The 606-nt window shown below is 66.0% G+C and carries 1 pseudogene; it reads right to left on the reverse strand.

The features are described from left to right. Nucleotides 1-606, reverse strand: a pseudogene (locus ABD323_RS43855) (ricin-type beta-trefoil lectin domain protein); the annotation flags it as partial.

Here is a 606-nt window from a genome sequence, read left to right on the forward strand (position 1 = left end):
GCCCTGGTGGTTCCGGCACCTGGGTAGGTGCTGGTCTGGGTGATGTCCTTGGCGGTGTTGCCGGTGACGTCGCGCTTGACGTGCTGGGTGCGATCGCCGAGGAGGTTGTACTGCCAGGTTTGCCAGTAGGGGGCGGGTCCACCGATGGTGGCGGGTGCAGGCGTGGTGCTGGTGCACTTGGGGAGTTGGCCGGCGGTGGGAGCGGTGATGCCCTTGGTGTCGGTCCAGGCAGTGGTCAGGCGGTCGAGGCCGTCGTAGCCGAAGCACTGGGTGTCGGTAGCGAGGCTGACGCCGCCTGCGGACTGGGTGTCACTGGCGGTGGTGAGGTTGCCCGCCGGGTCGTAACCGTAAGTGCTGTCTGATACGGGGAAGTTGGCAGTGGTCTGGAGACTGACGCGGTTGGTGTTCAGGCGGCCGGTCGCGTCGTGGTAGGTCTGTGCGGGGGGGAACTGGGTGCCTGCATTGCCGTAGGTGGACTGCAGGATCTGACCGAGCGGGCTGTAGCTGGCGATGGCCAGGTAACGCGACAGGTTCGATCCGGAACTGACGAGACCGTTCTGCAGGTTGTAGCCATAGCCGACCGTCTCTGCGGCTAGTCCGCCGTCG

It is taken from the genome of Kitasatospora nipponensis, from assembly GCF_039528135.1.
Taxonomy (GTDB): Bacteria; Actinomycetota; Actinomycetes; order Streptomycetales; family Streptomycetaceae; genus Kitasatospora; species Kitasatospora nipponensis.